The sequence below is a fragment of the Solibacillus sp. FSL K6-1554 genome, from assembly GCF_038005185.1.
GTDB lineage: Bacteria > Bacillota > Bacilli > Bacillales_A > Planococcaceae > Solibacillus > Solibacillus silvestris.
Map to the genome: position 1 here is coordinate 2,390,397 of NZ_JBBOSS010000001.1, position 26,996 is coordinate 2,417,392.

Sequence of the window (26,996 nt, forward strand, 5' to 3'; positions counted from 1 at the left end):
TATTTGTGATGCATTTTCGCATCATTGTTGTCCTATTCTGCATCATCTCATTCCTTATTGCATCATCTATCCGAAAGTACGATTAGCGGAACTGACAATTTTCATTTCTTCCCGGTATTTTGCTACAGTTCGTCTTGAGATTTGGATTCCTTCCTTACTAAGAACATTTGTCATTTGTTGATCGGATAATGGTTTTTTCTTGTCTTCCTCTTCAATCAGCTCTTTTATCCGCTTCTTAATATACATTATGGAATCCATTTTGCCCGAAGCATTAGTTAGCCCTTTTGTAAACAAAGACTGCAAAGCATAAATTCCATGCGGTGTTTGAATATATTTCCGCCGGATAGCCCTGCTGACTGTTGATTCGTGCACATCAAGTACTTCAGATACATCTTTTAAACGCATCGGCTTGATTGTATCCATTCCTTTTGCAAAAAAATCTTCCTGTATTTGTACGAGCAACCGAGCCAAATCATAAAGTGTCTTATCACGCTGCTCAATGCCCTCCATTAATGCAAGTGCATCTTTAAGTGAATCTCGGTAATAGGTTTCATTGTTCGCATCATTTTTAAGTAGTTTCACATAAGTTTCATCAATTGTAACAGATGGCAAATAGTGACGATTTAATTTGATCGTCCATTCCCCTTCAACATTTTTGACTGTTAAATCTGGGATGATATATGGAATTGCTTCCACCTTATCTCCTGTAATCATCGGGTTCAAGTTTTTAATATAGTTAACAGTATGTTGTACTTCCTGAAGTGGCATTTTATATTTTTTACTTAACTTTTTAATTGCCTGTGTTGCGACCAACTTTAAATCGGCAATGATAAATTCGGCTGCCATTTTTGGAGCATATGGGTCATGATCAATTTGAATCAACAAATACTCTGTATAGCTGCGAGCACCAACACCAACTGGTTCAAAAGTTTGGAGTAAATTCAATATTGCCTCGACATGGACAATACTCGTGTTATATTTTTTGCATACAAATTCTAAATCAGTATCTAAAAATAAACGATCATCTAAAGACTGGATTAAAAAGTTTAAAATTTTCAAGTCCACTTCGGATAAATTATTCTGCATTGGAATCTGTTCAATTAGAAATTGTTCATAGCTCACTTTTTCCGCAAGTGTTTTTTCAATGATGTTATATTGCTCTTTACCGGATCTATTCCAGTGTGATGAAAACGTGTTAATTGAACACTTTGCCACTTTCATAATTTCCTCGTAATTTCCTTTTACTTTTGCGTCAATTACAGAAAGAAGTGGATTTTCATTTGCTTTTTCATAAATATATTGTTCTAATTCATTCGTAGAAAATTGAAGTATTTCTAAATGCTGCAACAATTTCGCCGACAAAACCTGTGTCAACTTCTGTGAATTGTTTAAAATCATTTGCATCACTCTCAGCCTCCAATTCCATATTTTTCTACATTATATCACTTTAATGCTAGTTTATCCTTTCTTTTCATCGCACAATAAATAAATAAATAAGAATAATAGGATGTAATATTCGTTATTTGTTTTAAAATGATTGGTATTTTCATTATAAATATAGTAAAAATAGCACAGCCCCTCTATAAAGGGAGCTGTGCTACACTTTGAATGCCTATACTACTAAAAAAATGCCCAATTATTCGAGGGAGGCAATAACAGCAGTTTTCCAGACAAAATAGATTTTGCAACTTTATCAAACGTATTTCACTGTGGTTTGCTTGCTGAGCTAGGCTTCACAAAATCACCCTGGATTGGTTCTGAGCCCCCATGAAATTTGATACGCAGTGATTTTGCTTGCAGGAAATCCTGATGATCCATTACTTGAAAATGAATATGTGCTTCCGAGGAATTGCCAGAATTCCCGCATAAGCCGAGCAGTTGACTTGCTTTCACTTTATCTCCTGTTTTCACACAAATAGAATCCTTCTTAAAATGGGCAATCATACTGTATTCATTGTGTTCATGCGCGATGATGCAATAGTTTCCTGCTAGGTTTTCTTCGTCCATCTCCCCCGGTATATTGTCATTAATTCCTTCAATCACTTCGACAACTATACCTTCAGCTGGTGCTACGACTTCCGCTCCGAATGCATAGTAATTTTCATTACGCTGTGTCGAGTTTTTATATGTTTCGTTATTGACCATTTTGACTAAATCGTAAGCATAACGCTGCTGTTCATACGGATAATGATAGTTGATAAACTCGTTCGTGCCGCCCCAAAAAACATACCATTCATCATTAATCGGCATGTTGTATGTATTTTTCGTCCATATTTGGTCGCTGTTTGGATAGGTTGCAAACGGTTTTAAATAGATTGCCTGAATAATATCCTGCCTGTCATATGCTATTACAACTGCTTTGGAATAAGTTTCATCAACCCAAATATGCCGATCAAGCCCTTGAAATGTATTGGACACGATACACGTATAACTACTCACATTTGAATTATAGTCTAAAGAAAGCTGGCGAAATTGTTCTAACGATACTAGGTTCTGAAACGACTTTGTTGTTTTCTCGTAGATTTCCTCAAATTCACCGGCTAAAAAATACAGACCGAACTGTTCTTTAAATTGATTATTCATTCAAATGCCTCCTCTTCCTTGCCTGTTTATTTATACGAATTTTCAGATAAAAGGTTTCAAAAAAATTCCTTTCCCATTGTAAGTATCTGCGCACGCAAAAGCATGGCCGCTTCTTTATGAACGGCCATGCCTGTGCATTTTCAATATTTACGCCATAACAATCCACATAAAGAACAACAGGACAACAAATATAATTTTGTACTTTTCCACTTTCAATATGGTCAAGTTTGTAATCTCTTTTTTAATTGGCCACCAAATGCTTAATCCATACCCAAGCACTAATAACAAGAGCAATGGCTTATAATGTGGTCCAAACCAGTAGTAATAGGCGGCCAAAACAGCGAGGATGATTAAGCTAATTGTCATTGCAATTCCTAATCCACGAATTTTTTTCGGCCTTTCAATTTGACGGCGACTGTAGTAGCTGGTTGACATCAAGTTCATCACAATAACCCCTAGCGCAATAAAAATTACAGGAAATTGTAGTCGATCATGCGCATTTTCCAAGTGAGCTAAAACAGTGGATGGATATTGTTCATATCCTGGATAATATGCATTGTTGGTGACGTCATATAAATAGTTCCATGCCAATTCGAATTTTCGAAGTTCTCCGTTTTTATACCGCACGACAATATCATAATGCAAGTCACTCTTTGGAGGAGCCATGACAGAAGGGAGCTCTGAAATATTTTCGAATAAAGAAGTCAATTCATCTGTCGTAACATTTTCCACGCCTACGAAAAGTGTCGAAGTTCTGCCTCTAAACCCCTTTTCTCCGTTATTTTCATATGAGGTAATTTTAGCAATCTCTCCTGATGCTGCCTGGTTGTTTTGAATGTCCGATGTGAACAGTAAAAACAGGCCGATGAAACAGATTGACACCATTACACCTAATTCACGGAATCGCTTCATTGACTTACGGGGTTTCGCAGGTTTTTTATGAATGTTGGTGTAAATGGATTTTTTTAATGATTCATTTTCACGGAGTTCATTTAACTGTTTTAATTGATCATCAAGCTTCATCGATTACACCTCCTAAAATTTTCTGCAATGCCTGCATCGCACTCCGCTGTGTGTTAGCAACCTTCGTCGAAGTTAACCCCATAATGTCACACGTTTCCAGAATTGAAAGCTCCTCGATTTTTCGGTAAATGATAACTTCACGTTGGATTGGTTTTAACTTTTGCAGTGCCTCGTATAATTGTTTTCGGTCCTCTTCCTGGATAAGCCACTCATGCGGTACATAACCAAAATCCTGCTGCTCCGGGGCATTTGTAAATGGAAGCCACTTTATTAATGCTTTCTTTCGATAATAGTCATAAACAAGATTCCGTGCGACTTGCCTCGTATAAGTTTGGCAATTGGTTACTTTGGTCAAGTCCGTTTTATAAATTCGCACAAACGTATCCTGCGTTAAATCTTCGGCAACTTGTGCGTGAGATACCATGTAGCGTATGTACTGATAAGTTTTGCGGAACTCCTGCTCATAAAGCTCATCAAAATCCAAATCCATCACCTCTCTTACTTGTATAGACGAACGAAATACAGAAATATGTAATTTTCTTTCAATAAATTTTTGCACACTGAAAAAAGCACCTCCTTTATGAGATGCTTTAGTTATTCGATAGGGATTCTACTTTTCTATCCGATTGTTCTACTTTTTTCGAGTTCAGTTCTCCATTCGTAGCCGTAAGTTCTACTTTCATACCGGTGCGTTCCACCTTACCCGCGAAATTTTCTAATTTCCGCTTGCCGTATTCTACTTTATGAGTGGCGTTCTACTCTTGCCTTGAAATATTCTACTTTTCTCTTTCCAAGTTCTAATTTACATCGGAGAGTTCCACTTTACCAGCGAAATTTTCCACTTCCGCTCACAATCTTTTAAATTTACTTAATTCTCATTATCTTAATCATCTTCCAAATCAGCACACCAAACAGCGCTGCCATTATGACGAAAAATGGCCAGCCGATTGTTGCCGCATCTCCTAATGCAATCGTGACAGACCGGTATACGATATAAGCGAATAATATATTAATGATATTGCGCATATAATTTAATGTTTGACGACTATTTCGGTAAAACACCTCGGCATTGGATTCATTAATGCGGGCCGGATAGTTGTGTGTTTCGGGGAATTTTTCGAAAATCATTAAAAAGAAATGCATCGCAATTCCAATGCCCGGTAAAATTAACAGCTCCCATTTAGAGCCCCAGCGGTCGACATTGCCGCTGCCGTCAAAATGGGCAGGCACTTCATTCGGCAGTTCTCGCCTGTTCATGAATAGCACAATGAGCATAATTGCTAATGCTATATAGCCGATGATATCCATCAGCCATTCAGATTTTGTTTTTGAAATCTCAATTTTAGGGCGCTTTGTCAAACTCATTTCCATCACCTCTTTAGATTTTTTAGTCAGCACTTTTTATAGCAATGTTCAGCCAATATCCGCTATACTTGAATTTAATCATCCTCTTGATAGGAGAACTACTTATGCTACTTGAAATTATTCAATTTTTACGGGAAATCGACCAAGTCATATTTTATTACATAAAAGAACTCGGACTGTATATTTATATTCTATTATTTGCGGTTGTTTTCACGAAAACAGCCTTTGTGATTTTAACGTTTTTACCAGGAGACAGTACGGTGTTTACAAGTGGTACATTAGCGGCTATCGATAAGCTTGATTTTATGACATTGCTCATCATCTTTATCATTGCGACAACGCTAGCTGACAGCAGCAACTATTTTATTGGTAAATCGATACGGAAAATTCCGCCGAAGCGCAATCTCTTTAGGCGTTTTTTATCAGAGGAAACTAATGAAAAAGCTCTGAATTTCCTGGAAAACTATGACCGGGTTGCCATTACGTTTTCACGGTTTGTACCGTTGATGCGGACAATGACACCATTTATATGCGGATATTCCGGCTTTTCGTATGGGACATTTTTGCGCTATAACTTCATGGGGGCCGTACTTTGGACAGTTGTCTGGCTTGGCGGTGGCTTTTTACTTGGAAATATTCCATGGGTTGAAGAAAATCTCGTTTTGACACTCACAATCATTTCCATCTTTGTATTTAGCTTCACAGGTTATGCGTACGTTAAACAATTCAAAAAAAAGGCAGTTACTGCCGATTGAAAAAATGGAGCCTATCACGATCAGATGATAAGCTCTTTTTTTAGTTTGTTTGATTTTCCTGCTGATTCATTTCATGTAAATATTCAATAATTTCACGGATGCCGTCTAACGAATGAACGAGAATATTCGGGTCAATACAAGAAATCATGCGGTCTTCCAAATTGGCAACCGCCGTAAAATATTTCGTCTTTTCATAATTGACTAGCCCCATCTGCTTTAATACGCCTTCTTCAAAATCGATAATTTCTTTCGCGTCGGCAACGACCAATCCATAATTAATCAACTCTGTCTTCAATACAATAATTTTAGACGTAGGTGTATTTGTCGGGCGATTGTATAAAATGGTCTGAAAATCGATTATTGGTGTAAGTTCCCCTCGAATTCGCGTAAAGCCGAGCAAGTAGTTCGGTAAATGAGGAATCGGAGTTACACGCTCCAGCTTTTCAATCGAAACAACCTGCTCAACCGGCACAGCATATTGTTCTGTGCCGCATAAAAATACGACTGCTTTTTCAATGCTCATATGGATACCTCTTATTTCGTTGTTTGAACAACGATTTCTTCCAATAGATCCGCCAGTTTTTCTAGTTCTTCAACCGGCATTCTTTCGTTTGTTGTATGAATTTCCTCATAGCCAACCGATAAGTTTACAGTAGGAATACCGAACCCAGCGATAACGTTCGCATCACTACCGCCGCCTGAAATACCGAGCTGTGGTGTACGACCAATTGCTTCAACCGCTGCTTTAGCAACTTTCACAACTTGATCTTCTTCTGTCGCACGGAAACCTGGGTACATTAACTTCACTTCAACTTCAGCACGCGCACCCATCTCTTGTGCCACACGTTCAAATGTTTCTTTCATATGATCAGTTTGAGCATTCAGTTTTGTTTCATCAATCGAACGAGCTTCCGCAAGAATTGATACTTCATCACATACGATATTTGTTGCTTTACCACCTTCAAAACGACCGATATTCGCTGTCGTTTCTTCATCGAGACGACCTAATTTCATTTGGGCAACAGCTTTTGCTGCAACAGTAATCGCCGAAATCCCTTTTTCAGGTGCAACGCCAGCATGTGCGGTTTTACCGATAATTTTTGTAAATACTTTTGCCTGGAATGGTGCTGCAACTACAATACCGCCCACTTTGCCGTCACTATCAACCGCAAAACCGTATTTGGCGATGATTTTTGAAGGATCGAGTTCCTTAGCGCCAACTAATCCGCTTTCTTCGCCTGCTGTAATGATGAACTGGATTGTACCATGTACGCTATCCTTTTCTTTTAAACGACGTGCCATTTCAAATAATGCTGCGATACCTGCTTTATCATCCGCGCCAAGAATCGTTGTGCCGTCAGAATAAATATAGCCATCTTCACGAATTTCCGGTTTAATGCCTTTGCCCGGCACGACTGTATCCATATGTACTGTAAAATAAATTGGCTCGATTGACTCATCGCCTTTTAATGTTGCGATAATATTGCCTGCACCGTGGCCGTTACGTGTATGTGCATCATCCTGAAAAACATCAAAGCCCATTTCTTCTAATTTTTTCACTAAAATAGGTGCAATCACTTGTTCATGCTTAGTTTCTGAATCAATTTGCACTAATTCTAAAAACTCTTCTACTACTCGGTTCATAATCGATAACTCCTTTAAATAACTAGTTTACGCTTTATTGTACGCCTCTATTTTTGAAAAAACAATGATTGATCATCGGCATTTAAAATGCTTTCTTTTTCTATTAGAAGCGCCTGTTCTTTTTCGATTGTCATGCTCAATTTTTGCTTTAAATCGCGAAGTGTATTCGCCACATCGTCCTGCACGCGCGAGATTTGATCGATAGCTGTTGTAATTTTAGAGTGAATTGACCAATCAGTGAAAATATTATCGAAAAAGTAATCCGTAAACATTACAAAACCATCCGTATGAACTTCCAGTGTATTTTGACGCATCTCTTTAATATCCAGCAGTTCATTTTGGAAACGTTGTAGGGCCATTTGCGCTTCATGCAAATAGCTGTTCGTTTCTTCGAGTTTGTCGTGCTTTAACGCTGTTGCGATAAAGCCCCCGCCTAAAAATGTATCCCATGTTGAGTAGGATTTGGCGTCCTGCAATTGGGAGCCGGCATCTGTCAGCTTATTAAATGCCTGTTTTCCCGCATCGATCGCTTCATGGATTTCGATTTTCAGCTGTTTGCATAAAATCACCTGTTCAATGATGCTCGTTAATTCCTTCGCTGCTGCAGGTGCATTCGCCATTAGCCACACTTGCTTTTCGTCTTCTATTTTCTTTAGCTGTTCACGGATTTTGGAAACATTTATCATGCTCAATTGTTGTACAAGTTTAATCCGGTCTTCTTGTAAATCTTTAAACATTAACTGAGCTTCTACCAGCTTTAGCTCGGTAACTGCTACCGAGTCCATATTTTGCTCGATTAGCTCATCCTTTTTCCCGGACCAGCCGCGGAAAAGATTGACGAAAGAAAATTCCTCGAGTTTATTCAATTGTTGGCGTGTGTTTTGCAAATCTCGTTCATGCTGCTCAACATTCTGCTCTGCATGTTGAATTTGAAGTTCAAGACTTTCGATTTTTTTGCTCAGTTTTTCCGCTTCCAATAGTTGAATGTGATATTGCTCTGCTTGCTGGTGCAATTGCTGCCATCCCATTTTATTCACTCCTTTGTTTATACATGCTGTTAAGCAGCCGTGCAATCTGCAACACTTCGATTGATATTACAGTTCATCCTCATCTTCCTCGAACAGATCCTGCAGCATTTTTTCACGGTGCTGCAAAAAGTATGAGGTAATTTGATAATGTTCGGTTTCTTCGTATTCCACTTGCTCGATGCCATCTTCATCAAATTGATAAATGACCGCTCCTGGGTACCCGAGTAAAATCGGTGAATGGGTTGCGATAATGAATTGGACATTGCCCTGTTTCACCAAATCATTCATCAATGTTAAAAAAGCTAGCTGTCTTGTCGGGGATAACGCGGCTTCCGGCTCATCCAGTAAATAAATCGCTTGACCTGTGAACCGATGCTGGAACAGTGAGAAAAATGATTCCCCGTGTGATTGATGATGAAGTGATTTCCCCCCGTATGCTTTGTAGCCATTTTCATCGGTATCATCCAAATGCGAGGCAAACTGGTAAAATGTTTCCGCGCGAAGAAAAAATCCGTTCGTTACTTTTGGCCACCAGGAGAGTTTCACATAATCTCCAAGTGCGGATTCGGATTGATGCACTTCATATGCCTTATAGTTTTGCGTGCTCCCCCCTGCCGGATTGAAACCGATCTGATCCGCAATGGCTTCTAGCAATGTTGATTTACCTGCACCGTTTTCTCCAACAAAAAACGTGACCCGTGCATCCACATCCAGCTCATCCATATGGCGAATAAATGGAATTGAGAACGGGTATTCGCTATAGTCCAATATTTGTTCTTTTTTTAGTTTGACTGATTTTAAAAACATCTGTTTTCTCCTTACTTTACCGCAACTATTATGAATCCGACGATAAATACACTTCTTCAAATGGTTGAATGATGACAAATCCCTCACCGGAAAAAGCCATTTGAATAGATTCATTGCTGCCGCGTCCAATGAGTGTGCGGAACGTAATATCCGTTACAAACTCTGGTTTCAAATTCCCGGACCACGCAACTGTGGCATTCGGGTCCGTATACACAGTTTCACCCGGCTTCACGATTAATGTAAGCGGCTCAAAATGGGTTGTAATTGCCACTTTTCCTTTGCCGTTTAGCATCACATTGAATAAGCCGCCTGCCATCATACCGGCCATCTTACGCATAAGACGAATATCCCAATTTATCGATGGCTCAAACGCGAGCAGATCATTGCCGTTCACGCACAAGCTTTCGTTCTGCAAATCAAAAATGGTAATCTTTTTCCCTTGGTCTGCTAAGTATAACCGGCCTTTGCCTTTCGCTTTCATTAGTTGCGTGCCTTCACCGGTCAATGCTTTCTTGAACATTTTCGAAACGCCATGTTCCAGAATCCGTTCACGCTCAAATTTGATCGAACCGACATAGGCGATCATCGCGCCCATTTTTGACCAAACTTCCCCATTAAGATTCACTTCGAGTACGCGATCAGTTTCCAATTCAAAATAATCGTTTTCATTCTGGTCTTGCTGCGTCTTGTTTACAAAATCGCGAATGGAATAGTTCCCCATAAGTAAAACCTCCCTTTTTATGTTCTACGGATTAATTACTGTATAGGTTTCGAATTTTCTGCATTTTATAATTGTATTAATGCATGATTGATTTTTATCACTACTATCTCATGAAAAAATTCCATTACAATAAAAAAGAGGTGATCATGATGGAGTATCGACGTGAAATTGCTTTAGTGTATAGTATTGAGGAAGCTATGACAAAACTGAACTTGATTAGGGGACACGGTTTTTCCGAGCATGAAATCCATGTGTTTTCAAAAGATATCCATCCTCTACAATCACTGAAAATGTATACCGATATTCAAGTGCACCATGCCGGCAATTGGTTTGAACAAATTATCAGTTTTATAACACGCCAACATGTATATGAAGTGAGCTTACGCATATTGAACCTAACCCCTGAAGAAACTGCCCATTACGGTCATGGCATTGATCTCGGGGCAATCTTCCTTTTTGCCGAGCACGAACACCCGTATGAAAAAGAGCCGAAAAAACAGCAAGCGGCTTTCAATCTGTCTAAAGCAGTGGAGTAATTTTATAAAAAACTGCCGTTGATGATAATGAATTCTAAAATTAACGCACCAGTGACCAAACTAATGACAATTAAATTTAAAATGAAGATAAATCGCTTTGGAAACGGTATGTTCAGAAGCGATGCAATGCTCCAATGAACAATGCTGTAAATAAGTAGCACAATGAACGTACCAAAAGCTTGAAAGGCAATGGTCAGCAATCTGCCGGAATTCGAAATATCTCCGGGTGGCGCATCTGCTGCAGTAAACAGCATAGAACCGATAAACAACATTGATATGAAATAACAGCTATAGCCGATCAGGCTGACCATCGCTGTAAAGACTAAGTAGTTTACAACCTTAGTTAATTTCATCCTATAAAGTGCAAACTCAAAATTTTTCCGCAATTAATTGATTCCTCACTTCCACACTTCATTCAGTTTATCACTATAAAATATTATAGATTTTTTGTATGTCTGAATTTGAGGGTCAGAGGAAGTGCTTGCTAAATTTTTTAATAGAAGCTCCATGGAGCGCTCGTGTTCATTCAAGTTAAACAACGTCATGGCATAAAATACTTGAATGGCTAAATTATGTGGAAACTTCTCTAACCCTTTTTCAAGCATATGTTTTGAATTTTCGTATTCCCCTAATGCTCTATATGTACTGCCAAGACCTAAATAAGCATTCGCTAAATCTTCTTCATTCAAATTACCTTGAATTGCCTCTTTATAGTACGGTACAGCTTTGGACTCTTCTCCAAGCACATCGAAGCTCCAAGCACACTGGTAATTTACATAGGCATCGTTAGGATGTTGTTCAACTAGATCCAATAATAGCTGATTGGATTGCTGTAATTCTCCATTACTTCTTAAGTCTATTGCTCTCTGTAGTTGATTCCTTTCATTCATGCATTAAGTCCTCCTGTCACTCTGTGTAAGTATTCAATGAAAATCCCGTTAATTTTTTACAGTCTTTCCCTTTCTTTAGCATAATGGCTTTTTGTAAATTTCACTATAATAAAAAAGGAGTATTTACATTTAATAGGTGGTTAATTTTTGATAAATTCCTAATATTTTATCCTTCTTTTTCTGTTCTGTTTCCTTCTGATCTTTTAAAAACAAAAAACACCTCAAAAATGATTGTATAGTATACAAATCATTTAAGAGATGTTTCTTAAAGTACTTTAATTAAACATTATAGTGGAATGTTCCCGTGCTTTTTGTATGGACGGTCTTCCTGCTTTGTTGATAGCATATCCAATGCTTGAATTAACTTGATACGTGTTTCACGTGGATCGATAACATCGTCAACCATACCGCGTGATGCCGCTACATAAGGATTTGCGAATTTTTCTTTGTATTCTTCAATCTTCGCTGCTCGTGTTGCTTCCGGATCAGCCGATTTTGCAATTTCACCTGCATGAATGATGTTTGCCGCACCAGCAGCACCCATTACTGCAATTTCGGCATTCGGCCAAGCAAATACTAAATCCGCGCCGATTGCTTTTGAGTTCAATGCTACGTACGCACCGCCGTATGCTTTACGTAAAATAACTGTAATTTTCGGTACAGTTGCTTCTGAGTAAGCATACAAAATTTTCGCACCATGACGGATAATCCCACCATGTTCTTGTTTAACACCCGGGAAAAAGCCGGATACGTCTTCAAATGTAATAACAGGCACGTTAAATGCGTCACATGTACGTACGAAACGAGCTAATTTATCAGATGAATCAATATCTAATCCGCCCGCTAAGAACTTCGGCTGGTTACATACTAAACCAACTGATTCTCCCGCGATACGTGCAAAACCAACAACGATGTTTTTCGCGAATTCTTTTTGCACTTCCATGAATGAACCTTCATCTACTACTTGCTCTACTACTTTACGAACATCATAAGATTTTGTTTGGTCAATCGGTACCACATCAACAAGCTCTGAACGGAAGTTATCGCCTTCTGGAGCAGCTTGTTTTGGTGCTTTTTCTCGGTTGTTCTGTGGTAAGTAAGAAAGTAATTGCTGAATTTGCGCAATTGCAGCTTCTTCGTTTTCAGCACGGAAGTGGGCATTTCCTGAAGTTGCATTGTGCACTTTAGATCCGCCAAGGCCTTCAGCAGAAATTTTCTCACCCGTTACTGTTTCAATTACTTTAGGGCCTGTAATGAACATTTGAGATGTTTTATCAACCATTAAAATAAAGTCAGTAATCGCTGGTGAATAAACGGCACCACCAGCACATGGCCCCATAATTACCGAGATTTGCGGAATAACACCAGAATAGATTGAGTTACGGTAGAAAATATGACCGTATCCGTCAAGAGATAATACACCCTCTTGAATACGCGCACCGCCAGAATCGTTAATACCAATAAATGGTGTACCGTTTTTCGCTGCCAAGTCCATTACCGCTGCGATTTTTTTCGCATGCATTTCACCAAGCGCACCACCGAATACTGTGAAGTCTTGTGCGAATAGATATACATTACGGCCATTGATTTTACCGAAACCAGTAACTACGCCGTCACCAGGACCTTCCAGTTTATCCATACCAAAGTCAACAGTACGGTGTGTGATGAAAGGATTGATTTCAACGAATGACCCGTCATCCAATAACATATCAATACGTTCACGGGCAGTCATTTTCCCTTTTTCATGTTGCTTTTCGATACGCGCATCCCCGCCACCAAGCTGGATTGCTTCTTTACGGTCATAAAGCTCATTAATTTTATCAAACATATCTGGAGTTACTGTCATTGTTGTCATCGTTATTTATCCCCTTTTCCGCTTTTATCGCATAATTCGTAAAGTACACCATATGAGTCTTTCGGGTGTAAAAATGCTACTTCCGCGCCGCCAGCACCTGGTCCCGGCTCTTCAGATAATAATCGTACACCTTTGTCACGAAGTTCAGCCATGCGCTCACGAATACCAGTTACGCCGAATGCAACATGGTGAATGCCTTCTCCGCGCTTTTCCAAAAATCCATGAATCGCGCTTTTTTCACTCATTGGCTCAAGCAGCTCAATTTTTACGTTGCCTGCATCGATAAAAGCAACTTTTACTTGCTGTGATTCTACTTCTTCCATCTTTAATAATTTCAAGCCTAGCGTTTCTGTGTAATATGTAATACGTTCTTCAATATTACGAACGGCAATGCCGATATGATCCACTTTTTCCACGGTACTGACTCCCTTTTGAATAAAATTATTAATTCCTCAACATCTGAAGCGTGTCCGGACATCTGTTGGAGGCTTCTTTTTTATTGGGTATTTGGAATCCCGATAAAAAAATTTTAAAATTTCGAAAATGTAAAATCTAATGTACTTGAGAATTCCTTCAAATTTGATAAACTAGTACTAGTTCATATTGAAGGAGCGAAAAGAATGAGCAACAAAAAGTTTCAAAAAATAGTCGTTTATTCAATGGTTGTTATCATGTTAATCTCAACTGTTGCAATGGGTGTCGCAGCAATTATGTAATGGATGTTTATGCATCCATTTTTTTTAATTCATCCGGCTTCTGAAGTTGATTTCCATTCCGGGTCGGACGCTTTCCGCGGGCCCGAGGCCAACACGATGTTGGTCACAAAAGCGTTGCCACAGGACGTGGCGTTCTTAGCTTTTGTTCCTATTGCTCTCCCTCGGGCTGTTCCCGCTGGAGTCGCCTCCCCTTCATTCCAATCAATTTGCATTTAAATCAAAAGTTGCCGTCCCATCATGTTCCGTATTATTTCATCCCCTTGAACGATTGCTTGATGACCAGGTATTCATCCATTTCTTCAATAAACTGGTACAATGCCGCCATGGCGAGGAATGTTTCGTGATCGGTTGGCAATGGCATTTTGGCGAACTCTTCTTTTACTTTATCGAGCTTTTCCAAAAAGCGGCTTGCTGTGTTACCTGAATGGACGTGCTCGCTCAAGTCTTCCATAAACGCTGCAATTAAAGTAGCCTGCTCCGTCATTACCGGCAGTGAGGTAATTTTCGGCAACACGCGCTCAATAATTTCCAGCTGTCTTTCACGCATATCAAAATACAAGTAATATGTATTTTCTTTACGAGTCACGTGGTTTTCAACATCTTGGAATGCCAGTGCTTTTCCTGCTTCGACAACTTTCGCCGCCTCAATTAGTTCATGACCGTCCCATAATGTATCGCCATCTCTTAGATACCCTGCAATTTCTGCAAGAATTTTCTTCAATAACGACTCCATTTTCTCACGGTGGTAATACAGGCCTTGCTGAATATCCGGCATATACATATTAACGACTAAACCAACCCCATAACCGATTGCCATTAAGTAAAATTCATTAATTAGCAAATCTGCCGTAAAATTGGCGGTCAAATAAATATGCATCATAATAACCGAACTTGAGATAAAACCTTCCACAACTCTCAGCGAAACGATTGTCGGAATGAAAAGAATCATGACAACTCCCAAAACAACCGGTGAATAACCGAATATTTCGAAAAATACAAATGCATAAGCGATCCCGATAAATGTTGAAACAATCCGGGTATACACCGCATGGAGAGATTTACGTTTTGTTGGTTGAATGCTTAAAATCGTCAGAATACCAGCTGCCGTGAAAAACTGCAAATCAAAATATTGGGCAATTGCTATCGCAACAGCAGCACCAATGGCTGTTTTTAATGTACGATAGCCGATTGAAAATTTCTTCATATCGGTTGAACTCCCCCGTTATAGGTGTGCAGCGGGTACGTTCAATACGCACCCGTTACACAATAACTCTATTAGTATTAGATTTCTTCGCAGTTTTCCTCGAAGTGACCTTGAAGGTTTGTTACAACGCTCATTGGGTCATGTCCTTCGATTTCAAAGCGGCCAACTTCTCCTACAACTTGTCCATCTTTCAATAATATGAATGATGGTGATGATGGAATGTGATCTTCACCGAAATAATAACGTGCAGCTGCTGTTGCTTCTTTATCTTGACCAGCAAATACTGTTACTAAATAGTCAGGACGTTTATCATAATGTACAGCATGTGTTGCTGCAGGACGTGCAATACCGCCAGCACAGCCACATACAGAATTCACCATAACAAGAGTTGTTCCTTTACGAGCAAACGCTGCTTCCACATCTTCCGGAGTGCGCAGTTGTTCATAACCTGCTGCTTCCATCTCTGCACGTGCAGTCGTTGTAATTTGTTGCATAAATAAATCATAATCCATGTTCATAAGCTTTTTAGCCCCTTTCTATGTTCCTTTTTATCATAGCAAGGTTACGAAAGATGTGCAAAGACTCTTGATTATCATTATTTTCATTCAGCGGAAACTCCCGCTGAATGAAAATAAGCCTCCGGCGGATGTCACAGATTTTTTAAAGGAATTATAGAGGTTTCCAGCCTAAAAGCGTCGCATCATGCGAACGGCTGACTGACCCACTTCGTGTGGGTCCAAACTCAAAAAATCTGGACACAATTACGCCAAGGCGTAATTGATTTATTCATTTTTTTCGCCAAATAATGCATTAACCCCTTGTGTAACCGTTAGCTGGCCATGCAATATTTCTTCCTCAAGTGATCGGACCTGCTTTTTACGTTCCGGATTATTATAGAACGAATCTATTAAATGATCGGTAATCATTGTATGGAACCAGTCGCGCGTTTGTTCATGGCGACGTGTCGTCCAATAATTCGATTGCTTAATCGTCTGCTCAAATTCCATCAGCATATCCCATACTTTGTCGAGCCCCTTTTTTTCAAGGGACGATACGGTCAGTGACGTACTGAGCCAGCCAGGAGTAGATGGCTGAAGGAAATGAAGAATCTGCTTGTATTCCTGCATTGTCCGGCGTGCAGGGCGCACATTGTCCCCATCGGCTTTATGGACGATAATGCCGTCTGCAAGCTCCATAATGCCCTTCTTCATCCCTTGAAGCTCATCTCCCGCACCTGTTAAGACAAGCAGCAGGAAGAAGTCGACCATGCCACGCACATACGTTTCACTTTGACCGACACCGACTGTTTCAATCAAAATGACGTCATAGCCTGCTGCTTCGCATAAAAGCATTGTTTCGCGGGACTTTTTGTGGACGCCGCCTAATGTACCGGCACTCGGCGAAGGACGGACAAATGCATTTTCCTGGCGCACCAGTTCTTCCATCCGGGTTTTATCCCCTAAAATACTGCCGCCTGAAAGCGATGAGCTCGGGTCGATTGCAAGAACCGCAACGCGCTTGCCCATTTTGCACAGCATCGTACCGAATGCTTCAATAAACGAGCTTTTCCCCGCACCCGGTACCCCGGTGATGCCAATACGGATTGAATTGCCCGTAAAAGGCAATAACTCCTGCAGCAGCTTCTGTGCTTCTTCTTTATGGGCATTGTTCGAGCTTTCAATGAGCGTTATCGCTTTAGCGAGCGAAGTACGATTACCCGCACGCACTTCGCCAGCCAGCGTCTGTAAATCAAGTGCTTCCTGCTTTTTTTTACGGAATTTCTTTGGGTTTGAATAGCTCATACCATCATGACCACCCTTCACACCATCCATGACAAATAAAGCGCTTTTCTCGTCTTGTGGCATCACTACTCTGCCACTTCCTCATAACCTAACTTTTTATAAATTTCTTCTATAATGCGAATTGCCGATACTGGAATCACAGTACCTGGCCCGAAGATAGCCGCTGCACCTGCTTCATATAGGAACTCATAGTCTTGAGCTGGGATTACCCCACCGCAAATGACGATAATGTCCTCACGACCTAATTTCTTCAATTCAGCTACAAGTTCAGGCACTAATGTTTTATGACCCGCAGCTAAAGAAGATACTCCGATACAGTGTACGTCGTTTTCGTTTGCCATTTGTGCTGTTTCTTCTGGTGTCATGAACAATGGAGAAATATCGACATCGAAACCTAAGTCCGCATAACCAGTTGCAACAACCTTCGCACCACGGTCATGTCCGTCTTGTCCCATCTTCGCCACTAAAATACGTGGACGGCGACCTTCTGCTTCCAGGAAGTCTTCTGTCATTTGCTTCACTTCTGATATCATTTCATCATCCGAGAAGTTTGCAGAGTAGACACCTGAAATTGAACGGATAACCGCTTTATGACGGCCAGATACTGCTTCAATCGCATCCGAAATTTCACCTAATGATGCACGTGCTCTTGCTGCATCCACTGCAACGGCCAATAAGTTTTCAGAGCCGTCTTCAGCCGCCTTCGTTAAGCGTGCTAAATGTTTTTGCACTTCTGCTTCATCACGTGTTGCCTTCATTTTTTCAAGGCGGGCAATTTGTGATTCACGTACGATCGCATTGTCGATATCTAAAATGTCGATTGGATCTTCTTCAGCAAGACGGTATTTGTTTACACCGACAATCGTTTCTGTTTTTGAGTCGATTTTCGCCTGGCGTTTTGCCGCTGCTTCTTCAACTTTCATTTTCGGAAGTCCTGTCTCGATCGCTTTTGCCATTCCGCCAAGAGCTTCGATTTCCTCGATTAATGCCCATGCTTTTTCTGTCAGCTCATCTGTCAGTTTTTCTACATAGTACGAACCGCCCCATGGATCGATTACTTTAGTCATTCCTGTTTCTTCTTGCAGGAATAGCTGAGTATTACGTGCAATACGAGCAGAGAAGTCCGTTGGTAAAGCAATTGCTTCATCCAGTGCGTTTGTATGAAGCGACTGAGTATGGCCCATTGCTGCCGCGTTCGCTTCGATCAATGTACGTGTTACGTTATTGAATGGATCTTGTTCCGTTAAACTCCAGCCTGATGTTTGCGAGTGTGTACGCAATGCAAGAGACTTCGAGTTTTTCGGATTGAATGTAGACATCATTTGTGCCCAGATGCGACGTGCTGCACGCATTTTCGCAACTTCCATGTAATAGTTCATACCGATCGCCCAGAAGAACGATAAACGCGGTGCAAATGCATCAATGTCAATACCTGCTTTTAAACCTGTACGTACATATTCAAGACCGTCTGCCAATGTATACGCAAGCTCGATATCATTTGTCGCACCCGCTTCTTGAATATGGTAACCCGAAATGGAAATCGAGTTGAATTTCGGCATGAATTTCGCCGTATATTCAAAAATGTCTGCAATGATTTTCATCGACATTGCCGGTGGGTAAATATATGTGTTACGTACCATGTATTCTTTTAAAATGTCGTTTTGGATCGTACCGGCCAATTTATCAGGCGATACTCCTTGTTCTTCTGCTGCAACGATGTAGAATGCAAGAATCGGTAATACTGCACCGTTCATTGTCATCGATACCGACATTTGATCAAGTGGAATGCCGTCGAATAAAATTTTTGCATCTTCAACTGAATCGATTGCAACGCCGGCTTTTCCGACATCCCCTGTTACACGAGGATGATCAGAGTCATAACCGCGGTGTGTTGCCAAGTCGAATGCTACTGAAAGCCCTTTTTGACCCATTGCCAAGTTACGACGGTAAAAAGCATTTGATTCTTCCGCAGTTGAGAAACCTGCATATTGACGTACTGTCCACGGACGCGCTACATACATTGTCGGGTATGGGCCACGTGTATTCGGCGCGATACCAGCCACATCTTTTAAATGTTTTGCATCTTGAATATCTTCTTTATTGTAAACCGAATTTACTTCAATGCCTTCATTTGTGACGTACGAGCCTGTAGAAGTAAGTTGCTCTTGTTTTAATACATCTTCAATGACAACTGTTGCGAAATTTGCTTTGCTCATTGTTGTACCCCCTTCACGCTCATCACGACATCCGATAGCTTTTCAGCGATGTTCTGACCTGCATAAATAAAGCCGTTTAAGCCTGCTGCAGTCCACGCCGCTTCTTCTTCTTTATATTTACCCGCTGCATCCAATACAGCTGTTTGCTTTTTGTTTTCAAGTAATGCCGGAATAATGGCCTTTGTATCTTCATCCGTTGCTGCTGCTACTACATAGTCATAGTCTGCACTTGCCAGCCAAGTTGTTGCATCCTCAATTGTTTGGAAGCCTGCTGTTTGGTATGCGACGATGCCTGCTGTCGCAAAGAATCCTTGTACAAAATCTGCGCGCGGCTTATAATTTTTCAGCTCGCCGAATGTTAAAATCGCCGCTTTGATGCCAGTTTGTGCATAAGTAGCACGCAGGTTTTCAAATGGAATGGCAAGACGTTTTACACTTGCAAATTGAGCATTTTCAGTAGTTGCTACCCCATCTTGCGGGTTTGCATAAATATTTGTACCGATTAATGAGTGCTTGCGTGTTTCCACTTGCTTCATGCGTGCCGCATACACTTCCTCAATATGAGCATTGATGCCGTATGCTTCCAATCCACCAGCAATTTCGATTTCCAAAAACAGTGCCCATGCTTCTTTTACATAGTCTGCTGTTAATGATTCGATAAAGTACGAACCGCCTGATGGATCGATTACATTTGTTACATGCGACTCTTCTTTCGTCACAAGGGAGACATTGCGCGCAATACGGACCGACTGACCTGTCACACCTGTCAATGCATCATGCGGATGTACCGTAATAACATCTGCACCACCGATTGCCGCTGAGAATGCTTCATTGCCTGCACGTAATAAATTTACATAAACATCATATTTCGAGAAGCTGCGTACCGAAGTTTCCACTACGACCGGGACAGCGCTTGCTTCATTGCCGAATGCTGAAGCAAACGCTTTCCATAATACTTTGAAGGCACGAAGTTTTGCTACTTCTGCAAAGAATTGTGTATCGACAGCGAACTGTACGAAAAACTTCTGTTCAAATGCTTTAAAATCTTCTACCGTATTAGCAAGTTTAGCTGCTTGTGCAAGCGCAATAGCAAGCTCTTGTACCGCATTAGCGCCGTCATTATGGAATGGAATCGTATTTGCACAAAACGTGCGGACATTTGGATAGTTAGCTAATTCTATTGTTTCAGGTGAAACAATATAGCCTACAACGTCTTTACGTTTAGCTTCGTCAATATATTTGAATACATCCAGCACTGCATCTTCAGCAGAAGCGACGATAAATTTAAATGAATTTTCCGATAAATAAGAAGCGAGTTTTTCGCTGTCTTGTTCAGACCAGTCAAATGCAATCGGGCTGTTGATTGTAATCATTTCATTGCCGCGCGATAAGCTATCCTCGATATTGGCAAAAAAGCTGGCTGCATCATTGCCAGCGATTTGCTGTGCAACAGTGAAGCTCGTCTGTTTTGTTAAAGAACGGATTGTTGATACTTGTTTCTCCAGTTGGTCTCCCAATTTTTCGATTAAGCTTTCTTCTGTATAAAGTGGGTCAAGCGTGATATTTTCAATTGTCTTTGTAATTAAGGATTCAAACGGTTTTCCTTTTAATGCTTTAACCGCTTCTTCCTTCCACTGCTCATAGCTGGCTGTTTGAAATTCGATCTCTTTCATATTCATTGACATGTGGTCGCTAAGTAGCTTCCCCCCTTGTTATATTTCTGTACTATAGTTTACACGAGAATGTTCTGACAATAAAGAGAAAAAAAACGTGAAAGCCTTATTTTACAGGCTTTCACGGCATTTTTAGTAGACTGACATCTTCTCTTTATCGACATTTTCGAGAATTTCTTTCACACGAGATAAGAATTTCCCACAAATCATACCATCTAAAATTCTATGATCTAATGATAAACATAAATTCACCATAGAGCGTGGAGCAATCATATTACCCTGTACTATTACAGGTCTTTTTACAATACTTTCCACCTGCAAAATTGCTGCCTGTGGATGATTGATAATGCCCATTGACTGAACAGAACCAAATGATCCGGTATTGTTGACTGTAAATGTACCACCTTGCATATGCTCCAATTTCAGTTTTCCGTTGCGTACAAGATGTGCATATTCATGAATTTCTTTCGCAATGCCTTTAATCGATTTTTCATCGACATTTTTGATAACCGGCACGAATAATGCATCATCAGTAGCTACAGCAATCGATAAATTAATATCTTTCTTTTGAATAATTTTATCTTCCGCCCAAACAGAATTGATGATCGGGAATTCTTTTAGCGCCTGGGAGACCGCTTTTAGGAAAAATGCAAAATACGTCAGATTAAATCCTTCTTTTTTCTTGAAATCTTCTTTTATGCTGTCGCGGTATTCAACAAGCTCTGTCACATCCACTTCCATCATCATCCATGCATGCGGAATTTCATGTGTGCTGCGCAGCATATTTTTTGCAATTGCTTTACGCACTTGTGTAACCGGAATTTCAATGTCTCCAACAGCAACTGGAACCTCTTGTTTCGGCTGAGACGCCGGTGCTTGTGTCGCGCCTTGCGTGGACGCTTGTGCTGACGCTTCCTGTTTTGGCTCAGCAAATGCTGTTGGTTGTTCGTCATTCGAAATATCCTGACTTGTCGGCTTACCTGCCGCAACATATGCTTCAACATCTTTTCTTGTAATCCGATTGCCGACACCTGTGCCGGTAATTTGGGCCAAGTCGACATCGTGTTCATTTGCCAATGCTAAAACTGCAGGTGAAAAACGACCCGGCTTGCGTTCTGTGCGCACCGGTTTGTCTTCTTTTTTCGCTGCCGGTTTGTCTTCCTCTTTCTTCTGTGAGCCGGCATTTAGAATTGCTGAGCTGACATTCGAGCTTTTTTCAACTGGAGCTGGCGGCATTTCGGAGCCTTCCACTTCAATTGCGCATACAACCGCGCCTACCGGCAACGTTTCACTTTCGTTTGCGATTAACTCTGTAATTACCCCTGCAAACGAAGAAGGAATTTCGGCATTAACTTTATCTGTTGTTACTTCTGCTAATGGATCATATTTATTTACTTTATCTCCCACTTGGACAAGCCAGCGTTCAATCTTACCTTCTGTCACACTTTCTCCAAGTTGCGGCATGACGATATTTTGAATTGTCATTAAACAATCCCCCTTTAACTAATAGGCCTTTGCTGTTTATTTAGGATTCTTATACAATCCCAATTCTATTAACTAGAATTCTGCGAGTTCGCGAATTGCTTTTTCTACTTTATCAGGATTAATCATAAAGAACTTTTCCATTGTTGGTGAATATGGCATTGCGGGAACATCCGGACCTGCGAGGCGCTTGATCGGTGCATCCAGTTCAAATAAGCAATGCTCAGCAATGATGGCCGCCACTTCACCCATAATGCTGCCTTCTTTATTATCCTCAGTAATCAGTAGAATTTTTCCTGTTTTTCTTGCAGCTTCAATAATGGCTTCTTGATCTAACGGGTAAACAGTACGTAAATCTAGAATATGCGTTTCGATACCGTCTTTTGCTAGACGCTCTGCTGCCTGCAATGCAAAATGTACTGCAAGGCCATACGTAATAACTGTCACATCATCGCCTTCACGCTTCACATCGGCTTTTCCGATCGGCAATGTATAATCATCTGTCGGCACTTCCCCTTTAATAAGACGGTATGCACGTTTATGCTCGAAAAACAGAACCGGATCTGGGTCGCGAATGGCTGCTTTTAACAACCCTTTCGCATCATACGGTGTGGACGGAATGACAATCTTCAAGCCAGGAGTACCTGCAAACATCGCTTCAACCGATTGCGAGTGATAAAGGGCACCATGAATTCCCCCACCAAATGGTGCACGCACAACTAAAGGACAGCTCCAGTCATTGTTTGAACGGTAACGGATTTTCGCCGCTTCCGAAACAATCTGGTTTACAGCAGGCATAATAAAGTCCGCAAACTGCATTTCAGCAATTGGACGCATGCCGTACATCGCTGCACCAATTGCAACACCGGCAATCGCACTTTCAGCTAACGGTGTATCCAATACGCGCGCTTCCCCGAATTGGTCATACAGGCCTGTTGTCGCTTTGAACACCCCGCCTTTCAACCCAACATCTTCACCTAATACGAAGACACTGTCATCTCGCTCCATTTCTTCTTTCATTGCTAAGTTAATCGCATCAATATAAGAAATTACCGGCATTACGCATCTTCTCCTTCCGCATACACAAAACGCAATGCATGTTCTGGCGGGGCATAAGCTGCATTTTCTGCATAATCTGTCGCTTCATTGACAGTATCCATAATTTTTTTGTTCATTTGTTCCAATAACGCATCGTCTGCTACACCACAGTCTTTTAAGTATGTTTCAAATAAAATAATCGGGTCTTTTGCTTTTCCTTCTGCAATATCCTCAGCTGTTCTATATTGACGATCGTCATCATCAGAAGAATGGGCTGTCAGTCGGAACGAAACCGTTTCGATCAGTGAAGGCCCTTCACCGCGTCGAGCACGATCAGCCGCTTCTTTCACCACTTTGTATACTTCCAGCGGATTTTTGCCGTCTACCGTTACACCAGGCATCCCGTAGCCGATTGCACGGTCAGATACTTGTGCACAGCCCAGTTGTCGCTCAACCGGAACAGAAATGGCATATTGGTTGTTTTCTACCATGATAATAACCGGCAATTTATGCACTCCCGCAAAGTTTGCCCCTTCATGGAAGTCTCCTTGGTTTGACGAACCTTCACCGAGTGTTACAAATGTGATAAAGTCCTTTTGCTGCATTTTCCCTGCAAGTGCGACACCGACCGCATGCGGTACTTGTGTCGTTACAGGAGAAGAACCCGTAAGTATACGATTTTTCTTTTGCCCGAAGTGTCCCGGCATTTGACGCCCGCCAGAGTTTGGGTCTTCCGCTTTCGCAAACGCCGAAAGCATTAAATCTTTTGCCGTCATCCCAAAATGAAGGACAACCCCCATATCACGATAGTACGGCGCAATATAATCCTTTGTATGATCAAGGGCAAAGGCAGCACCTACTTGAGCTGCCTCTTGTCCTTGGCATGAAATAACAAACGGTATTTTTCCTGCACGGTTTAACAGCCACATCCGCTCATCAATGCGGCGTGCCATTAACATCGTTTCGTACATTTTCAGTACCTCTTCATCCGTTAACCCAAGTTGTTCATGTGTTATTGTTGTAATGTCAGTCATAAAATACCCCCTTGTCACTCTTAAAAATGAATCGCTTTTCCTTCAATCGCCAGCGCGGCCTCCCCGATGATTTCGCTTAATGAAGGATGCAAATGCACCATCTGTCCAACTTCCCATGGCGAGGCATTTAAAAATAAACCTAGTGCAGCTTCAGATATTAAATCCGTTGCATGCGGTCCAATTAAATGGACACCGACAACATCATTCGAACTTTCATCCGCAACTACTTTCACAAAGCCTGCTGTTTCACCATACACAATCGCTTTACCGATTGCTTTAAACGGGAATGTCGTTGTCACAACTTTATAGCCGTTGTTTTTTGCTTGCTCTTCTGTAAGTCCGACACTTGCGACTTCCGGATTACTGTAGACGCCTCGTGCAATATTTGCATAATGTAGAGGAATCGAATTCTGTCCCGCAATATGCTCGACAGCACGAATTCCTTCATGTGAAGCAACATGTGCCAACTGCATACCGCCGATGACGTCTCCTATAGCATATATATGACGTTCTTTCGTCTGGAAATGTTCGTTTACTGAAATATACCCATTGTTCAGTTCAATTTCTGTGTTTTCCAAGCCGATATTTGCCGTGTTTGCTACCCTTCCAACTGAAAGTAAAAGTGCTTCCGCTGAAATGGTTTCATCATTTACTTGAAGCGCTACATTTTCCTTTGTATCAATTGCCGAAGGATCGAGTTTTACATTGAAATGAACGTTCACTCCGCGCTTTTTCAAAGATTTCAGCATCTCCGCTGAAATTGCTGCATCTTCAGTCGGCAGCAGACGGTCACCTAACTCTATGATTGTGACTTCTACATCAAAATCAGTGAGCATCGACGCCCACTCGACACCGATTACACCACCACCGATAATAATGGCTGACTTCGGAAGCTTTTCGATCGTCAGAAATTCATCTGATGTGAACACCTTTTTCCCATCAACTTTCAAACCGTCCAATGTACGAGGGCGAGAACCTGTCGCAACGATGACGTTTTGCGGCACAAGCATCTCGTTTTCTGTGCCATCATTCATTTCCACCGAGATTGTACCTGGCATCGGAGAGAAAATAGATGGTCCTAAAATACGGCCGAAACCATCATATACATCGATTTTCCCTTTTTTCATCAAGTGCTGAACGCCTTTGTAAAGTTTATCTACAACACTAGACTTTCTTTGTTGGACTCGTTCAAAGTCGATTTTGACATCATTCACTTCAATCCCAAAATCAAGTGCCTTTTTCGATTGCACATATACTTCGGCACTTCGGAGCAATGCTTTTGTCGGAATACAGCCCGCATGCAGGCAAGTACCCCCCATTTTGTTTTTTTCGACGATTGCCGTTTTCAGTCCGAGTTGTGATGCACGGATTGCGGCTACATAACCGCCTGTGCCCCCGCCTAAAATAACGACATCATAATCTTTTGCCATAACCGACACCCCTTTTTTCCAGTAACAAAATCAATTTCTTCTTTCGTAATCGCGTCTTAGCGACCGTTTAATATATTCTTTTCGTTTTGAAGGAACTGACTGCGGGATTTCGCTACACGAGCAATACGCTCTTCTGCTAAACGGTTTGCTGCCAAATAAGTCGGAATATCTTCTTCTTTTGATATTGCAAAAATCTTTTCCAAGCTTGTGTAAATCGTTTCAACACGCTTCATTGCACGCTCACGATTATAACCGTATAACTCGTCTGCAACATTAATAACCCCGCCTGCATTAATCACGTAATCCGGTGCATAAACAATTCCTAAATCATGCAGTACCTTACCATGTCTTGATTCTGCCAGCTGATTGTTTGCAGATCCAGCGATAACTTTCGCTTTGAGCGTCGGAATCGTTTGGTCATTAACGATAGCGCCAAGTGCACATGGTGAGAAAATATCCACATCCTGTTCGTAAATCGCATCAGGTGCTACAGCTACCGCTCCAAAATCTGCAACGACACGGTCGATTGCTTGCTGATTAATGTCAGTTACGATTAGTTTCGCTCCTTCATTATACAAGTATTCACATAAAGTGTACGCAACATTCCCAAGACCTTGAACTGCTACTTTACGGCCTGCCAGTGAATCATCTCCAAACGCTTCTTTCGCTGCTGCCTTCATCCCTAAAAATACACCATATGCTGTAATTGGCGATGGATTGCCAGAGCTGCCGAATGCCGGTGAAATACCTGTTACATAATTTGTTTCTTCATGGATTAAATCCATATCTGCAACTGTTGTACCTACATCTTCTGCCGTAATATATCGACCATTCAAACCTTGAATGAATCGTCCCAATGCACGGAACATTTCTTCGTTTTTATCTTTGAATGGATCTCCAATAATAACTGTTTTACCGCCACCTAGATTTAAGCCTGCCGCCGCATTCTTATAAGTCATGCCGCGTGCTAGACGTAGTGCATCTTCAATAGCTGCTTCCTCTGAGGCATATGTCCACATGCGCGAACCCCCAAGAGCTGGACCCAATGTTGTATCATGAATAGCAATAACCGCTTTTAACCCCGATGCCTCATCTTGGCAAAAGACTACTTGTTCAAAATCATATTTCTGCATGTACTTGAAAATTTCCATAACACTATACCCCTCCACTCAAGAAAGCGCTTACTTTCTCGTA

The 26,996-nt window shown here is 41.1% G+C and carries 27 protein-coding genes; 3 read left to right on the forward strand and 24 right to left on the reverse strand.

Annotated features, from left to right (window positions below):
• Positions 1-66: 66 nt before the first annotated feature.
• From rpoN to MHB58_RS11890, 5 genes are all read right to left on the reverse strand, one after another.
• Positions 67-1,404 (reverse strand): RNA polymerase factor sigma-54, encoded by a 1,338-nt coding sequence (gene rpoN / locus MHB58_RS11870; RefSeq protein ID WP_340735902.1) that lies wholly within the window; start codon positions 1,402-1,404, stop codon positions 67-69.
• Positions 1,405-1,704: 300 nt separating this feature from the next.
• Positions 1,705-2,583, reverse strand: coding sequence for a M23 family metallopeptidase (locus MHB58_RS11875; protein WP_065215728.1), 879 nt, complete (start codon positions 2,581-2,583; stop codon positions 1,705-1,707).
• Between the two features lie 147 nt (positions 2,584-2,730).
• Positions 2,731-3,606, reverse strand: a complete 876-nt coding sequence (locus MHB58_RS11880) for a dehydrogenase (protein ID WP_065215727.1) — start codon at positions 3,604-3,606, stop codon at positions 2,731-2,733.
• On the reverse strand, positions 3,596-4,165 hold the full coding sequence (locus tag MHB58_RS11885; protein ID WP_340735307.1) for an RNA polymerase sigma factor: 570 nt from the start codon (positions 4,163-4,165) through the stop codon (positions 3,596-3,598). Before MHB58_RS11885 ends, MHB58_RS11880 begins: the two co-directional genes overlap by 11 nt.
• Positions 4,166-4,470: 305 nt before the next feature.
• Positions 4,471-4,971: a DUF1648 domain-containing protein gene (locus MHB58_RS11890; protein ID WP_340735308.1), complete on the reverse strand. Its 501-nt coding sequence runs from the start codon at positions 4,969-4,971 to the stop codon at positions 4,471-4,473.
• Between the two features lie 104 nt (positions 4,972-5,075).
• On the opposite strand from MHB58_RS11890, the gene MHB58_RS11895 reads away from it, so the two are divergent.
• Positions 5,076-5,726: a DedA family protein gene (locus MHB58_RS11895; RefSeq protein ID WP_008404175.1), complete on the forward strand. Its 651-nt coding sequence runs from the start codon at positions 5,076-5,078 to the stop codon at positions 5,724-5,726.
• A gap of 40 nt (positions 5,727-5,766) precedes the next feature.
• On the opposite strand, the gene MHB58_RS11900 is transcribed toward MHB58_RS11895, so the two are convergent.
• From MHB58_RS11900 to MHB58_RS11920, 5 genes are all read right to left on the reverse strand, one after another.
• The gene (locus tag MHB58_RS11900; RefSeq protein ID WP_008404176.1) at positions 5,767-6,249 is read right to left on the reverse strand and encodes a chemotaxis protein CheW; all 483 of its coding nucleotides are present in this window, start codon (positions 6,247-6,249) and stop codon (positions 5,767-5,769) included.
• Between the two features lie 11 nt (positions 6,250-6,260).
• Positions 6,261-7,370, reverse strand: a complete 1,110-nt coding sequence (locus MHB58_RS11905; protein ID WP_065215725.1) for a M20/M25/M40 family metallo-hydrolase — start codon at positions 7,368-7,370, stop codon at positions 6,261-6,263.
• 47 nt (positions 7,371-7,417) lie between these two features.
• A complete protein-coding gene (locus MHB58_RS11910; protein WP_340735309.1) occupies positions 7,418-8,398 on the reverse strand; it encodes a hypothetical protein in 981 nt (326 codons plus the stop codon).
• 66 nt (positions 8,399-8,464) lie between these two features.
• Positions 8,465-9,205, reverse strand: coding sequence for an AAA family ATPase (locus MHB58_RS11915; protein WP_014823501.1), 741 nt, complete (start codon positions 9,203-9,205; stop codon positions 8,465-8,467).
• A 28-nt stretch (positions 9,206-9,233) separates the two neighbouring features.
• Entirely contained in the window at positions 9,234-9,926 is a 693-nt protein-coding gene (locus MHB58_RS11920) for an AIM24 family protein (protein WP_014823500.1), read from the reverse strand.
• Between the two features lie 146 nt (positions 9,927-10,072).
• Here MHB58_RS11920 and MHB58_RS11925 point away from each other — a divergent pair, with 146 nt between their 5' ends.
• Complete coding sequence (locus MHB58_RS11925) at positions 10,073-10,462, forward strand: general stress protein (RefSeq protein WP_340735310.1); 390 nt, start codon at positions 10,073-10,075, stop codon at positions 10,460-10,462.
• A gap of 2 nt (positions 10,463-10,464) precedes the next feature.
• Here MHB58_RS11925 and MHB58_RS11930 read toward each other — a convergent pair whose 3' ends face one another.
• The 4 genes from MHB58_RS11930 to mce form a co-directional block, all read right to left on the reverse strand.
• On the reverse strand, positions 10,465-10,848 hold the full coding sequence (locus MHB58_RS11930; RefSeq protein ID WP_340735311.1) for a hypothetical protein: 384 nt from the start codon (positions 10,846-10,848) through the stop codon (positions 10,465-10,467).
• A gap of 12 nt (positions 10,849-10,860) precedes the next feature.
• Positions 10,861-11,352, reverse strand: coding sequence for a tetratricopeptide repeat protein (locus MHB58_RS11935; protein ID WP_014823498.1), 492 nt, complete (start codon positions 11,350-11,352; stop codon positions 10,861-10,863).
• A gap of 286 nt (positions 11,353-11,638) precedes the next feature.
• Positions 11,639-13,207, reverse strand: coding sequence for an acyl-CoA carboxylase subunit beta (locus MHB58_RS11940; RefSeq protein WP_008404193.1), 1,569 nt, complete (start codon positions 13,205-13,207; stop codon positions 11,639-11,641).
• Positions 13,208-13,209: 2 nt separating this feature from the next.
• On the reverse strand, positions 13,210-13,623 hold the full coding sequence (gene mce, locus MHB58_RS11945) for a methylmalonyl-CoA epimerase (RefSeq protein WP_008404195.1): 414 nt from the start codon (positions 13,621-13,623) through the stop codon (positions 13,210-13,212).
• Positions 13,624-13,827: 204 nt separating this feature from the next.
• Between mce and prli42 the strand changes: the two genes are divergently transcribed.
• The gene (gene prli42, locus MHB58_RS11950) at positions 13,828-13,923 is read left to right on the forward strand and encodes a stressosome-associated protein Prli42 (RefSeq protein WP_008404197.1); all 96 of its coding nucleotides are present in this window, start codon (positions 13,828-13,830) and stop codon (positions 13,921-13,923) included.
• A gap of 247 nt (positions 13,924-14,170) precedes the next feature.
• Here the strand turns inward: prli42 and MHB58_RS11955 are convergent, their stop codons facing one another.
• The 10 genes from MHB58_RS11955 to MHB58_RS12000 all read right to left on the reverse strand — a co-directional run bounded on the left by MHB58_RS11955 (position 14,171) and on the right by MHB58_RS12000 (position 26,953).
• A complete protein-coding gene (locus MHB58_RS11955; protein ID WP_014823497.1) occupies positions 14,171-15,127 on the reverse strand; it encodes an aromatic acid exporter family protein in 957 nt (318 codons plus the stop codon).
• A 77-nt stretch (positions 15,128-15,204) separates the two neighbouring features.
• Entirely contained in the window at positions 15,205-15,645 is a 441-nt protein-coding gene (locus MHB58_RS11960) for a BrxA/BrxB family bacilliredoxin (RefSeq protein ID WP_008404201.1), read from the reverse strand.
• Positions 15,646-15,909: 264 nt separating this feature from the next.
• Entirely contained in the window at positions 15,910-16,992 is a 1,083-nt protein-coding gene (meaB, locus tag MHB58_RS11965; protein WP_339264648.1) for a methylmalonyl Co-A mutase-associated GTPase MeaB, read from the reverse strand.
• Between the two features lie 2 nt (positions 16,993-16,994).
• Positions 16,995-19,145 carry a methylmalonyl-CoA mutase gene (scpA, locus tag MHB58_RS11970; protein WP_339262261.1) on the reverse strand — a complete coding sequence of 717 codons (2,151 nt, stop codon included), beginning with the start codon at positions 19,143-19,145 and terminating at the stop codon, positions 16,995-16,997.
• Positions 19,142-20,818, reverse strand: coding sequence for a methylmalonyl-CoA mutase family protein (locus MHB58_RS11975; RefSeq protein WP_340735312.1), 1,677 nt, complete (start codon positions 20,816-20,818; stop codon positions 19,142-19,144). The genes scpA and MHB58_RS11975 overlap by 4 nt, the downstream gene beginning before the upstream one ends.
• Positions 20,819-20,950: 132 nt before the next feature.
• On the reverse strand, positions 20,951-22,303 hold the full coding sequence (locus tag MHB58_RS11980) for a dihydrolipoamide acetyltransferase family protein (protein ID WP_340735313.1): 1,353 nt from the start codon (positions 22,301-22,303) through the stop codon (positions 20,951-20,953).
• 72 nt (positions 22,304-22,375) lie between these two features.
• Positions 22,376-23,359 (reverse strand): alpha-ketoacid dehydrogenase subunit beta, encoded by a 984-nt coding sequence (locus MHB58_RS11985; RefSeq protein ID WP_008404210.1) that lies wholly within the window; start codon positions 23,357-23,359, stop codon positions 22,376-22,378.
• Positions 23,359-24,372, reverse strand: a complete 1,014-nt coding sequence (locus MHB58_RS11990; RefSeq protein WP_014823493.1) for a thiamine pyrophosphate-dependent dehydrogenase E1 component subunit alpha — start codon at positions 24,370-24,372, stop codon at positions 23,359-23,361. Before MHB58_RS11990 ends, MHB58_RS11985 begins: the two co-directional genes overlap by 1 nt.
• Positions 24,373-24,392: 20 nt before the next feature.
• Positions 24,393-25,802, reverse strand: coding sequence for a dihydrolipoyl dehydrogenase (gene lpdA, locus MHB58_RS11995; protein ID WP_340735314.1), 1,410 nt, complete (start codon positions 25,800-25,802; stop codon positions 24,393-24,395).
• Between the two features lie 56 nt (positions 25,803-25,858).
• The gene (locus MHB58_RS12000; RefSeq protein ID WP_014823491.1) at positions 25,859-26,953 is read right to left on the reverse strand and encodes a Leu/Phe/Val dehydrogenase; all 1,095 of its coding nucleotides are present in this window, start codon (positions 26,951-26,953) and stop codon (positions 25,859-25,861) included.
• Positions 26,954-26,996 lie beyond the last annotated feature (43 nt).

Bases quoted from the DNA above. Each gene is read 5' to 3' on its own strand.
- MHB58_RS11980 (WP_340735313.1), bottom strand. From the start codon at position 22,303: ATGACAATTCAAAATATCGTCATGCCGCAACTTGGAGAAAGTGTGACA.
- MHB58_RS11955 (WP_014823497.1), bottom strand. From the start codon at position 15,127: ATGAAGAAATTTTCAATCGGCTATCGTACATTAAAAACAGCCATTGGT.
- MHB58_RS11985 (WP_008404210.1), bottom strand. From the start codon at position 23,359: ATGCCGGTAATTTCTTATATTGATGCGATTAACTTAGCAATGAAAGAA.
- MHB58_RS12000 (WP_014823491.1), bottom strand. From the start codon at position 26,953: ATGGAAATTTTCAAGTACATGCAGAAATATGATTTTGAACAAGTAGTC.
- MHB58_RS11925 (WP_340735310.1), top strand. From the start codon at position 10,073: ATGATGGAGTATCGACGTGAAATTGCTTTAGTGTATAGTATTGAGGAA.
- MHB58_RS11960 (WP_008404201.1), bottom strand. From the start codon at position 15,645: ATGAACATGGATTATGATTTATTTATGCAACAAATTACAACGACTGCA.
- MHB58_RS11940 (WP_008404193.1), bottom strand. From the start codon at position 13,207: ATGACAACAATGACAGTAACTCCAGATATGTTTGATAAAATTAATGAG.
- MHB58_RS11880 (WP_065215727.1), bottom strand. From the start codon at position 3,606: ATGAAGCTTGATGATCAATTAAAACAGTTAAATGAACTCCGTGAAAAT.
- scpA (WP_339262261.1), bottom strand. From the start codon at position 19,145: ATGAGCAAAGCAAATTTCGCAACAGTTGTCATTGAAGATGTATTAAAA.
- MHB58_RS11935 (WP_014823498.1), bottom strand. From the start codon at position 11,352: ATGAATGAAAGGAATCAACTACAGAGAGCAATAGACTTAAGAAGTAAT.
- MHB58_RS11910 (WP_340735309.1), bottom strand. From the start codon at position 8,398: ATGGGATGGCAGCAATTGCACCAGCAAGCAGAGCAATATCACATTCAA.
- MHB58_RS11890 (WP_340735308.1), bottom strand. From the start codon at position 4,971: ATGAGTTTGACAAAGCGCCCTAAAATTGAGATTTCAAAAACAAAATCT.
- meaB (WP_339264648.1), bottom strand. From the start codon at position 16,992: ATGCCACAAGACGAGAAAAGCGCTTTATTTGTCATGGATGGTGTGAAG.
- MHB58_RS11905 (WP_065215725.1), bottom strand. From the start codon at position 7,370: ATGAACCGAGTAGTAGAAGAGTTTTTAGAATTAGTGCAAATTGATTCA.
- MHB58_RS11920 (WP_014823500.1), bottom strand. From the start codon at position 9,926: ATGGGGAACTATTCCATTCGCGATTTTGTAAACAAGACGCAGCAAGAC.
- MHB58_RS11895 (WP_008404175.1), top strand. From the start codon at position 5,076: ATGCTACTTGAAATTATTCAATTTTTACGGGAAATCGACCAAGTCATA.
- lpdA (WP_340735314.1), bottom strand. From the start codon at position 25,802: ATGGCAAAAGATTATGATGTCGTTATTTTAGGCGGGGGCACAGGCGGT.
- MHB58_RS11915 (WP_014823501.1), bottom strand. From the start codon at position 9,205: ATGTTTTTAAAATCAGTCAAACTAAAAAAAGAACAAATATTGGACTAT.
- MHB58_RS11875 (WP_065215728.1), bottom strand. From the start codon at position 2,583: ATGAATAATCAATTTAAAGAACAGTTCGGTCTGTATTTTTTAGCCGGT.
- prli42 (WP_008404197.1), top strand. From the start codon at position 13,828: ATGAGCAACAAAAAGTTTCAAAAAATAGTCGTTTATTCAATGGTTGTT.
- MHB58_RS11900 (WP_008404176.1), bottom strand. From the start codon at position 6,249: ATGAGCATTGAAAAAGCAGTCGTATTTTTATGCGGCACAGAACAATAT.
- rpoN (WP_340735902.1), bottom strand. From the start codon at position 1,404: ATGCAAATGATTTTAAACAATTCACAGAAGTTGACACAGGTTTTGTCG.
- MHB58_RS11990 (WP_014823493.1), bottom strand. From the start codon at position 24,372: ATGACTGACATTACAACAATAACACATGAACAACTTGGGTTAACGGAT.
- MHB58_RS11975 (WP_340735312.1), bottom strand. From the start codon at position 20,818: ATGAAAGAGATCGAATTTCAAACAGCCAGCTATGAGCAGTGGAAGGAA.